Origin of the sequence: Loktanella sp. DJP18 (assembly GCF_049310965.1) — a bacterium.
Taxonomy (GTDB): Bacteria; Pseudomonadota; Alphaproteobacteria; order Rhodobacterales; family Rhodobacteraceae; genus Loktanella.
Genome location: NZ_JBMERN010000137.1, coordinates 1 through 9,241, shown reverse-complemented (window position 1 = coordinate 9,241; position 9,241 = coordinate 1). Strand labels below are relative to the sequence as shown.

Sequence of the window (9,241 nt, the reverse complement as noted above, 5' to 3'; positions counted from 1 at the left end):
AGCGCGCGAACAACCCGAAGTCCCCGCACGCGCCTAACCGCTGCACGGGTTATTGATCCCCGATTGTGCCGACACCCTGTCTGTCTTTCAGATGATCATTTGACGAGGGCCGTTCTTCCGATGGGAAGACGGCCCTTTTAGATTCCTCATGGCACGTGATGTGCGTTCCGCGGTTGCCTGGCGGCACAAGCAAAAAACGCTGCGCGCCTCGCTTTGAGCAGACCCGAGATGAAGGCGTGTTTCCAAACCGCGGTGCGGTCCGGCGGGCACGGATGCCAGTCCCGGTCTCAAGCGTGAGACCGGGGCCTCGCCCCGACCCAGAAAAAAAGGAGCTCAGATCATGCCGCGCACAATGACGCTTGAATCCATTCTCTCCGACATCGCATATGCCGCCGGCCGTCCGGTCGAAACGCGGGCTGAGCTCGACATGCTGACACACGAGCTGTCACGTCTGACAGAGGCCGCAAACATGATCAAGAATAGTGAACGCGGGCCTGATGCCTGGCGCATCATGGGCTGGATCGCCGCGATCGAAGTTCGCGTGGCCTCGCTGCCAAGCCAGATCGCCATGGCCGCAGACCGCATCGCCGACGTGATGCGCTGCGCTGAAGCTGGCAACCGCGGCGAGATGATCCCCCGCGAGATGCGGCGCTACTGATCGTCGGCGCCGCTCTTTCAGAACAACATACAGATCACCCTCCGAGGAGAATGACATGACAAACACCCTGTCCCGCGCACCCCGCATCGAAACACTCGACGCCGCAGCACACGATCTTATCGTGATGGACGTCGCACTGGCCGAAATCGCCCGCATGGTCACCCTGCCCCTCGCTGACGATGAAGAGGTCACGATTGCGCAGAAGACGATGAAGACCCTGATCTCGGACGCACTAAACCGCACGTCCGGTGCAGCCAGCACACAACGCGACATGCTGCGATCCGTTGCGCGCCAAATCGACACGCTGTCGGAGATCCCAGACGAAGCCGCCTACGGCATCTGGGACATCGCGCGGGGCGTCCTCAATGGCACAAAGCACATGAACCCCGGCACATTGTCTGCTGCAAAATCGATGACATTCGACCATGCTGTCACCGCCTGAGGACCAGATACCGTCAGACGCATTCCGATCGGCGCGCTCAAAAGCCTTTTCGGAGGCAGTGTGCCTAGTGAGAGATCGATATCATGCTGACGGACATTCGCTCTGGGATATCGGCAACGGACTTTGCGAAAACTTTGCCTTTGATGTTCTGGAAAAAGCCGTCGGCCCAGACTGGATTCATGCTGAGGGTCGAGATGGTCAAAACTGGTGGACGCTTCAGACGGACAGCCTGATCCTCCAGGCTGATGAAGATGTCACATGGGATTGGGATCTTCTGGACCGCGTCTATGGCCTGAGCGTTACGCCCCAAGATCGGCCGCGTTTCGACGCAATCGCTCGTATTTGTCCCGGTCATGTCTGGATCTTCTGCGACGACCTGCACTTCGACTGCGAGCATCCAGCCGGTGTCGACAGCTTTTTGAAGCTCGACTTCTTCCGGCGCTATCATGATTTGCTGAACCTCAACGCGAGTTGAGGCATCGCAGAATGAGACAGGCGTTTGCTTACATATCGCCAGTTCTCGGATCAGCGATTGCTCATGTGACCGCCATCCATCCGGAAGCCTTGGCGACGCGTCCGGGCCACTGGTTCAGCTTCCAGCCGGAGTGGCTGACAGACACTCTCGGCACGCGCCAAAACGACCAGTCCATCGATTGTCGAAACTCCACCTCACCCCATTTCCGTCGCAAGCAGCACAGCCTTTTCCCCTTCTGAAAATACCCGCCTCTCTTTCTTCATCGTCACGATCGAAACCTGCAACGCCACGCAGTCTCTCAAACTGAGATTTGAGCGCAAGAACCTTGGAAATACGCGACTTCTCCTTTTTAGTATTATCAGAAAACCTCGCATCCTCGGCAAGCTGTGCAACATGCGCCTTTTGCATTTTGAGCTTCTCCTCCGACTTCCAACGATACTTGAAGACCTGCTGCTGCATGATATCCCTCAACAGGACACCACCAACAATCGCAAATAGACCGCAGAACTCGATGTATGACCTGCCATATACCAGAAGCTGAAATATTAAAGTGGCTCCGCTTCCTATAATCGCACCAAGAACTGCACCCTCGGCACCACCCTTGCTTGAATCCAGTGAAACACTATTGGGGACTATTTTCTTTTTTTGAACCCTATTGCTTTCAGATTCCGCAAAGCGATTCCCAATGGCTTTGATATTACTTACAACGGCAAAATGCGTTCTTCTGACAGTGGCATCCTTCCGGATGACATGCGTGCCCTCGGGCGAGCGTGTCATAAAATCATTCAATGCCGCGATAGAGCCATCCGCTGCTATCCCTTCAATTTCAGCGACCGTCGTTTTCAAAATATTGAGAGCCGCCAAAACTTCACTTTCACCCGACCCTGAGAACACGTTCAAGGAATCCTCGGACGTCATGGTGGACAAAATAGTGATCATTTCTCGCGTGCCGGCTTCGTCGAACTCGTCTTTGCGCCATTTGTCAAACTCAGCGCGCCTGCGTTGCTGGGCCTCTTCCACAGATGCATCGACATCAACCTCTGCAAATGATACGTCGTTCTTGGCCCGCAGAAGGAAAATTTCATCCTTCAGGATGGTCTCGACGAGCGGCTTATGAACTCCTCTGACTGCTGTTTCTGCCGTATATTTTGCCAGATGGAACCAGGCCACGGCCGTCGGATCTATACTGATGGCCCTGCGCACCAGGACAATCGCTTCATCCCTTTTTTCGTCAACGTATCGACACCACGATGCACGCACGAGAGCCATAGCCTGAAGTGGACCTGGCTTTTTGCCGCCAAGTTTATGAGCCTCCAGAAAGCTGTCAGCGGCTTCTCGCACAAACGCCATGCCCTGTGAGCGCTCAGGCATATTCATCAGAATATCTCCGCGCAAAAAATGGAAGGCCGGCTCGACGAAATATCCAGAACGGTGACCGTCGCCATCAATGGCGCGATCGATCATTTTGAGCGCCTCCGCCCAAAGCTCGCGGTCCATGCATCCCCTTGCGGCCTGAAACTGCTCCTGCGCCCACACCTGGTCGGGCGTTTTCATCAACGATGCTATTTCCTGAAGCAGCACGTTGGATCGTGCGGATTCCGCCGCCAACATGCCAAATCCCTGCTCACAGACGAACGCCATGTTGCCGATACTGTCGTTGATCTCCTCAAGGTGGAGCGAGACAGCGCCAAATCCACGCTGAAGGGTGTCGTCGACCTTTGTAAATCCTGCATCGACACGATCAGTCAGCCGATCAAAACCCGCATCAATCCTGTTACCGATTTCAGCATTTCCGCGCTCGAGCGCCGTGAGTGCTGTCCCCATCCTGTTCTGAAGGCGCGTCATGCCCCCGACGGATTTCAGAGAAGCGTCGTCAACCGCAAGAACAACACTGTCGAAATGGCTTTTCTCTTCGAGATATCGTCGATAATCGAAGCCAGGCCTTCCGGCATAATAAAAGCTCGACGTCGGTGCTGAAAGTGATGTTGACATGCTTAACTCCCCTCAAATGCGAGAAGTTAAGCAACTCTTTCCGTCTCTGTCCAGATTTCACTGATCCAGAGCAATTTATTCCAGATCATGCGGGGCCACGCCGACCTCTGCATGTGTCAAGCACCGCGCCCTGACAATTTCCCAGTAAAGGTCTCCCGCTCTCTTGCAACTCCGACACTTCATATCCCCCTCCATGGTGACGATGCGCGTATATGGCGGAAACCTGAGGAGAAGAAGATGCGGGCCCACATGCCATACGCGGTCACAGCTCGGACACTGGACGCGCAGGGCATCCGCACCGGTCATGTCTTGCAGACGCACGTTCCATTTCGTGCCAAGGATGATCTTCTCATAGGGCATGCTGGAACATATCGTGAACGAAGTCATCTGTGAACCCGAAACGCGGGTCAAAACATGCCGTGCGACGGGTAGGGTCTTTAAACTGAAGACCCCAACCCTGCCCCACGAAACAAGGATATCACGATGATTAAGCTCTCTCTCAGCGTTTTCGAAGACCGGATTTCCGCCGATATCGTGACAGATTATGAACTGACAGCCGGATGGGCACCAGAATCCCTGATCGCATGGTGGCAGACTGCGCTGGACCGGCTTCAAGCACACGACAGCCTGAAGCAACCATATCTGAATGAAGACATCGTGGCTTCCGGGCTCGCCGAGGATACCACGACAATTGAAGTGATGCTTGCAACACGCGCGGGCATCGATGCTCTTTCAGACTGCCCCGGCGCCCTCGGCGTCTTTCTGATCTCGACGCAGGATTCGGACCCGTTCAACGACGAATCCGCCTATGCACGCGCTTACCGTATCCTGGTCGCATCAGACCCGGCTGACTTCATGGAAAGCGTCACCGCGCTTGCGGAAGGCGATATTCATCCGCGACGTCACTTGGACGAGTATCTGTCAGCTTACCTGGTCACGATGTTCCACGAGATCGCGCACGCTGTCCTCTTTGCCGCAAACGCCGGCCTCATACCGCCGGCAGACGTGGACACACTCTCCGACATGGGCGAGATCGCCGCCGATATCTTCAGCTGCAAGACAGGCTACACACTGCGTCCGCTCGAAATTGACGGAGAACAGATCACCTCCAGAAGCTTTGAGGAGGCCGTCGCACACATGGAAGATTACGTGGAGCAGCAGGGTAAGATGATGCTCAATCGTGTGCTGACAGATATCATTGCTGTGCACACATTTCCTGCCGCCCTCGGCGTGGAAGTGGACTTCGAGGCTATGCTCGATCGACTGGACGCACACGACGACTAATCAGACCCGGTCGCGCTACCGCAAGAGACGCCCGATCAGCGTCCCCTTACCGATCTGATCCTGGCCCAGCGCACACAATGCATCCTCGCCTTCAGCAATTTCAACATCGCGTGTCATCACTCTGATTTGCTGGCGCGCCAGGTCTTCGATGATTTTTTTCTCTGCCTTGTCCTTGATGTAGATCTCGATCTCATCAGATGTGTAGCCAAGGGCGAGCGCTGCCGAGCGGATACCGTAGAGGTATTGCAAGCCGCGGATCTTGCGCGCACTGATGTCATCGCATTTCTCGGATATTTCCCATGCGACAGCAGTGATGATCAGCGGGTCCCGGATGTCCTTGACCTCACGCAGGGCTGGGAGAGCACCGGCACCCGATGCGATCATCAAGACCAGTGTGCCGGTCAGGATTGCGGGGAAGTGCCTGAAAGATGGGAATGTCTGCATGTTGCTCTCCTGGAAATGTTGAAGCTCTTGTTGACCAGGAAATGGGGAAGATGCCGCTGCCATCCAATATCATACCCAAGCAAGCCCAATGACAGCCTGTGATCGTGCCGATCTCGACCACCGGCACGATCACAGGCGAAGCAGACGCCACGCACACCACAGGACCTTGCGACGATCAGCCCAGGCGACATCTGGCCGGGCAAAGCCCCGGCACCCCTCTAGCGGGGCTCCGCCCCGCGCCCCTCATCATGTCTGTGGTGGGGTGGTATTGATCGGGCCTGACCGATTGCCGCATGGGGCATGATCTCGCTGGCGGAGATTTCTTCTTCTTTGGCAGGAGCCACATCCTGGACGAGAAAACACACAAAAAGAGAACACTGACGCTGCGAGAAAACCGCTGCCGCGGCAGACCGGCTCTGCCGGAAATACAAGCACCTGCCACGCGTCAGGCGCAAGAGCGCGGAAGGCACCGCGCTTTCCGGGGTCTGGCCCCGGCGATCCGTCGCTGGGCTCCTCTCGCCCCGTCCGCGTCCCGGCCGCAGATATGCCGGGGTCGGTGACCCCCTTGGTCTTGCGGAACCGGTCCCGCTGGTATCGAGAAACCACGCGCCTCACGGCGGCGGACGAGGCATCTGGTGCTTGAGCGACCTTCCGACACGGGGACCGCACAGCGGGACCCGAGCGGAAGCCACAGGATCGGGGTATCGAGGCGTCACCGGCGCCTCGCGAAGACACGAAAAACAGTCAGCCTGGAAAAAGTCTTGGCACGCGCATTGAAGCCGCACACCCGTAAGGCGTGCGACGACTTCATTCACGCGAACACATATTCTGCCCGAAGCCCGCAAATTGAGAGCACCGAGACATCCATGACCGATGCGAAAGAAATACGGACCATACCGCTGGTGACAACAAAGGGTTTCGGCCCAGAGCTGCATGGGCATCTCAGTGAAACGCTGGCAGATCTTGACGCTCGTTCAGGCGAACCTGTCGCACTCGCCAGGATGTATCCCACGCGGGGCAGCGAGATCATCGACACACACGTGATTTCAGCTTTAATGGTCGATGCCACAGGATGCGCAAGCCAGACAATTCTGCCCGCCCTGCCACGCAACCTGCGTGACAAGGTCGGCGGTGCTGCTTTCACCGTATTCGGTGATCAGGATCTTTTCGAGACACTGAAAACGGAAGCCATCGCACGCGGTGCTAGCAGTCTGATGAATGCCTATCATATCGCCGGTGGCGTATTGCTATGCCCGAATGCGCCGCTGAAGTGGCTTCGTGATCTGCGATCCCGCAGCGACGAACTTTTAGCGACACAGATCTCTCAGCGCATCCTGGACGCCACCTTCTGTTGCGTGGTCAACGAAAGGATCTCCCACCACGAGCAGATCACTTTTACCCATGATGTGCATCGGCTGATGAAGATCCTGATCGACAAGAACCTGGCCTACAATGAACGGGGTCAGCAGGCATTTCCGGACCCCGAACGAAGAGCCCAATTTGACGCGGTCACGGCAGCTCTTTCGAAGACCGACATCAGGATTTTACCGCTACGTCACACCTGACCATTTTTTTGACAACATCGAGAGACCTAGCATGCGCCGCCTGAACATCCATACGACGACATCCGCGATCTTTACTGCCGAGATCAGGCAGCACCTCAAAGATCTGCAAAGGCCAAACCAGGCTCATGATGTGATCGGCGTCAGCGACAGGTTCTTCGTCGATGACGGCACCATCACGAACTGCAACATGGCGCAGGCCTGGACGATCGACACAGCTGGTCAAATAGCGTGCACTGACCTCTTTACAGCACCGCACAGCCTCGTTGGCCTTGCAGCTGCCCCATATTTCATCGCCTTTGGTGGAGATGTCTCAAGCGAAGGTATCGACGAGATGCTGGTGGACATGGGACAGGATGAGCTGGGCGGCAAAGCCTTCACCGTCATTTGCCTGCCTGTGGGAATGCTTGCCTTGTGCATCGATCCCGCGGTCGCCATGGCTCGGGCGGCGAAGGCCAAGGATATGACCACAATCGATCAGGACATTGTCGACCAGCATATCAGACTGCTCGTCGACGTCGGTAGCTCCGCCCACGAGCGCATGATGGCGATCAGTATGGTCGAGGACTTCATCAACACCATGATCACGCAAACCTTGGAAACGCGCAGCGACCGGCAAACCTGGCTGCCGTTTTACGATAATGTCTCGATCCGCATCAACTCCAAAGACATGGTATGAGCGATGGCTAAACCTGCATCACTCGCGATCTGGTGGTCTGACGCGCTTTACGGCCTAGACCTCACAGCGCGTATCGACGTTTGCCTGAACGAGATGCCTGACCTTGTGTCAATCGTGAACACGTCACGTGGACATACATCGTTCAACCGGGTTCACTGCACCCTCAATTTGTCCGGGGCCGAATGCATTTTACGCATGCCGGACGGCGTGCACCTCTCTCCCGCCAAGGCATCACAGCCTTGCCTTCTTCCACAATCGAACGTCCCGACAAGTGATCATGAATACCGCAAGTACGTATGGGTCTCCGAGCAGATTGGAGTGCAATGGCGCATGTTCCTGCACCGCGACATTGTCTTCGTGCTGCCAGCTGCAAGTGCTGAACGCAGGAAGCGATCCAGACTTGAGAAAGACGGTGTCGTCATCCTCAAAAGACCGACCAGCGCCCACGAGAGGATCGGTGCTCCAGCCCTTCTCGCCCGCATCAGTGAGGAAGCATCCGACCTGATCAGATGGATTTGGAAAGACGGCGTCCGCCTCATCGACCGCGAAGGTATCTTACCGGGAGGATCAACGCAGCTGTGATGCCGGCGTTCATAGTTTCAGCACCCCTTTAAGCGGGAGTGCTGACCCGATGTCCGCTCCAGACCTTTAACAAGAAAGATTTCCCACATGACCTTCTCCTCGATCGCCGTTCACAAACCGTCGTTTTCCGGAGCCTTGACACAGATCGCAGCACGCTTGGCGTTGGCCGCCAAGCGTCGCGCCAAGTATCGCCAGACCGTCAAAGAGCTGAGTGCTTTGTCGTTGCACGAACTTGACGATATCGGCGTCGCACGCGGCGACATCCATGCCATCGCGCGCGAAGCGATGAACCAGATCTGATGAACGGCAGTTCGGCCCCGGCGACCTTACGTCGTCGGGGCCTTCGCTTTGGATCGACGCGGACCTGCGTCGTTGGTATGTCGCCGAAGACAGGGAGAGCCGGATGGGATACACGCACTACTACTACCACACCAAGCCCCTGTCAGATGATGACTGGGACCTGTGTGTCGACGCCTTCTCGCGCATCGTCACGGATGCAAGCAAAGACGGTATGAAGCTCAGCGAGGACGCCGATGGCACCCTCTCAAACCACCAAATCATCGCGCGCGCCTGGCACCGCACTGACTTCGCTCACGGCCCCGTCTTGCGCATCAATGGCATCGGCGAGGATAGCTGCGAGACATTCACGTTCTGGAAGAACGCGGCACCACGTCAGCCCTGGCAGGAGTCTGAAAACTCCTATAACGGTTTCATGTTCGTCAAGACACAGCGTCTCCCCTACGACATCGTCGTAACGGCCTTCCTGTGCTGGGTGCTGAGCCGATTACCGGACGCACTCAATGCGGTGAACAGCGACGGCGGAAAAACGAGCTGGTTGCCCGGCGCAGAGATGGCAGATCGGATCTTCCCCGACCTTGAGATCAAGACCCCCAAAGACCTCTTCATGACGGACTAAAAGTGGTGCGCGTCCTTTCTCTGATCTCATACGTGAAATCAGAAAAAAGGACGGCACCATGGCACAGAACAGGATGACAGTTGGTGGCTTCCTCAACCGCGCCGAAAACATGCTCCGCACGCGCGGCGGCTTCTCCGCTTGCGTATTCCGGAGCATGCGCCCACCCATTCCGACAACATGCGCCCACTTGTTCCGGGGTATTCGCCT

Annotated in this window: 11 protein-coding genes; 9 read left to right on the top strand and 2 right to left on the bottom strand. The window is 56.5% G+C overall.

All coding sequences use genetic code 11. The features are described 5' to 3' along the window. Positions 1-340 precede the first annotated feature (340 nt). The 3 genes from ACOI1H_RS21645 to ACOI1H_RS21635 are packed head-to-tail and all read left to right on the top strand — an operon-like array spanning position 341 to position 1,575. Complete coding sequence (locus ACOI1H_RS21645; protein ID WP_422440095.1) at positions 341-658, top strand: hypothetical protein; 318 nt, start codon at positions 341-343, stop codon at positions 656-658. Positions 659-713: 55 nt separating this feature from the next. After that, a complete protein-coding gene (locus ACOI1H_RS21640; protein ID WP_422440093.1) occupies positions 714-1,100 on the top strand; it encodes a hypothetical protein in 387 nt (128 codons plus the stop codon). Continuing rightward, the gene (locus ACOI1H_RS21635) at positions 1,084-1,575 is read left to right on the top strand and encodes a hypothetical protein (RefSeq protein ID WP_422440092.1); all 492 of its coding nucleotides are present in this window, start codon (positions 1,084-1,086) and stop codon (positions 1,573-1,575) included. Before ACOI1H_RS21640 ends, ACOI1H_RS21635 begins: the two co-directional genes overlap by 17 nt. Positions 1,576-1,689: 114 nt before the next feature. Here the strand turns inward: ACOI1H_RS21635 and ACOI1H_RS21630 are convergent, their stop codons facing one another. Beyond that, positions 1,690-3,567 (bottom strand): hypothetical protein, encoded by a 1,878-nt coding sequence (locus ACOI1H_RS21630; RefSeq protein ID WP_422440090.1) that lies wholly within the window; start codon positions 3,565-3,567, stop codon positions 1,690-1,692. A gap of 483 nt (positions 3,568-4,050) precedes the next feature. Here ACOI1H_RS21630 and ACOI1H_RS21625 point away from each other — a divergent pair, with 483 nt between their 5' ends. Beyond that, complete coding sequence (locus tag ACOI1H_RS21625) at positions 4,051-4,851, top strand: hypothetical protein (protein ID WP_422440088.1); 801 nt, start codon at positions 4,051-4,053, stop codon at positions 4,849-4,851. A 15-nt stretch (positions 4,852-4,866) separates the two neighbouring features. Here the strand turns inward: ACOI1H_RS21625 and ACOI1H_RS21620 are convergent, their stop codons facing one another. Continuing rightward, complete coding sequence (locus ACOI1H_RS21620) at positions 4,867-5,358, bottom strand: DUF5333 domain-containing protein (RefSeq protein WP_422440087.1); 492 nt, start codon at positions 5,356-5,358, stop codon at positions 4,867-4,869. Positions 5,359-6,161: 803 nt separating this feature from the next. Between ACOI1H_RS21620 and ACOI1H_RS21615 the strand changes: the two genes are divergently transcribed. The 5 genes from ACOI1H_RS21615 (at position 6,162) to ACOI1H_RS21595 (ending at position 9,034) form a co-directional block, all read left to right on the top strand. Further along, positions 6,162-6,860 (top strand): hypothetical protein, encoded by a 699-nt coding sequence (locus ACOI1H_RS21615; RefSeq protein WP_422440085.1) that lies wholly within the window; start codon positions 6,162-6,164, stop codon positions 6,858-6,860. 31 nt (positions 6,861-6,891) lie between these two features. Beyond that, on the top strand, positions 6,892-7,536 hold the full coding sequence (locus ACOI1H_RS21610) for a hypothetical protein (RefSeq protein WP_422440084.1): 645 nt from the start codon (positions 6,892-6,894) through the stop codon (positions 7,534-7,536). Positions 7,537-7,539: 3 nt separating this feature from the next. Beyond that, positions 7,540-8,118: a hypothetical protein gene (locus ACOI1H_RS21605; protein ID WP_422440082.1), complete on the top strand. Its 579-nt coding sequence runs from the start codon at positions 7,540-7,542 to the stop codon at positions 8,116-8,118. 87 nt (positions 8,119-8,205) lie between these two features. Then, on the top strand, positions 8,206-8,418 hold the full coding sequence (locus tag ACOI1H_RS21600; RefSeq protein ID WP_422440081.1) for a DUF1127 domain-containing protein: 213 nt from the start codon (positions 8,206-8,208) through the stop codon (positions 8,416-8,418). Positions 8,419-8,521: 103 nt separating this feature from the next. Continuing rightward, positions 8,522-9,034: a hypothetical protein gene (locus ACOI1H_RS21595; protein WP_422440079.1), complete on the top strand. Its 513-nt coding sequence runs from the start codon at positions 8,522-8,524 to the stop codon at positions 9,032-9,034. Positions 9,035-9,241: the final 207 nt, after the last annotated feature.

Excerpts from the sequence above, each read along its gene's own strand:
- ACOI1H_RS21625 (WP_422440088.1), top strand. The coding sequence starts at position 4,051 with ATGATTAAGCTCTCTCTCAGCGTTTTCGAAGACCGGATTTCCGCCGAT.
- ACOI1H_RS21640 (WP_422440093.1), top strand. The coding sequence starts at position 714 with ATGACAAACACCCTGTCCCGCGCACCCCGCATCGAAACACTCGACGCC.
- ACOI1H_RS21620 (WP_422440087.1), bottom strand. The coding sequence starts at position 5,358 with ATGGCAGCGGCATCTTCCCCATTTCCTGGTCAACAAGAGCTTCAACAT.
- ACOI1H_RS21635 (WP_422440092.1), top strand. The coding sequence starts at position 1,084 with ATGCTGTCACCGCCTGAGGACCAGATACCGTCAGACGCATTCCGATCG.
- ACOI1H_RS21610 (WP_422440084.1), top strand. The coding sequence starts at position 6,892 with ATGCGCCGCCTGAACATCCATACGACGACATCCGCGATCTTTACTGCC.
- ACOI1H_RS21615 (WP_422440085.1), top strand. The coding sequence starts at position 6,162 with ATGACCGATGCGAAAGAAATACGGACCATACCGCTGGTGACAACAAAG.
- ACOI1H_RS21595 (WP_422440079.1), top strand. The coding sequence starts at position 8,522 with ATGGGATACACGCACTACTACTACCACACCAAGCCCCTGTCAGATGAT.
- ACOI1H_RS21600 (WP_422440081.1), top strand. The coding sequence starts at position 8,206 with ATGACCTTCTCCTCGATCGCCGTTCACAAACCGTCGTTTTCCGGAGCC.
- ACOI1H_RS21630 (WP_422440090.1), bottom strand. The coding sequence starts at position 3,567 with ATGTCAACATCACTTTCAGCACCGACGTCGAGCTTTTATTATGCCGGA.
- ACOI1H_RS21645 (WP_422440095.1), top strand. The coding sequence starts at position 341 with ATGCCGCGCACAATGACGCTTGAATCCATTCTCTCCGACATCGCATAT.
- ACOI1H_RS21605 (WP_422440082.1), top strand. The coding sequence starts at position 7,540 with ATGGCTAAACCTGCATCACTCGCGATCTGGTGGTCTGACGCGCTTTAC.